Origin of the sequence: Paraburkholderia sp. J94 (assembly GCF_905220285.1) — a bacterium.
GTDB lineage: Bacteria > Pseudomonadota > Gammaproteobacteria > Burkholderiales > Burkholderiaceae > Paraburkholderia > Paraburkholderia tropica_A.
Genome location: NZ_CAJMZH010000060.1, coordinates 1 through 400, shown reverse-complemented (window position 1 = coordinate 400; position 400 = coordinate 1). Strand labels below are relative to the sequence as shown.

The following is a 400-nucleotide window of genomic DNA, read 5'->3' as shown; positions in this document are numbered from 1 at the left end:
TGTGAACGGCAACGTCGTGCAGATCACGCCGCAGGTCACCGGCACGGTGGTCTCGGTCAACGCCGACGACACGCAGACCGTCAAGAGCGGCGATCCGCTCGTCATGCTCGATCCGGCCGATTCGCGCATCGCGCTCCAGCAGGCCGAAGCGAATCTCGGCCAGACCGTGCGCCAGGTGCGCGGCCTCTTCGCCGACGACAGCCAGTACGAAGCGCAGGTCGCCGTGCGTCGTGCCGACCTGTCGCGTGCGCAGGACGATCTGCGCCGCCGCATGCTGGTCGCGCAGACGGGCGCGGTCTCGCAGGAAGAAATCTCGCACGCACGCGACGCCGAAAAGAGCGCCGAAGCCGCGCTCGAAGCCGCGCAGCAGCAACTCGCCGCGAACCAGGCGCTGACCGCG

At 69.2% G+C, this 400-nt stretch carries 1 protein-coding gene; it reads left to right on the top strand.

From position 1 onward, the window contains the following. Positions 1-400, top strand: a 400-nt coding sequence (locus U4Y88_RS37640) for a biotin/lipoyl-binding protein (protein ID WP_321790144.1), incomplete at both ends; no start/stop codon positions are given.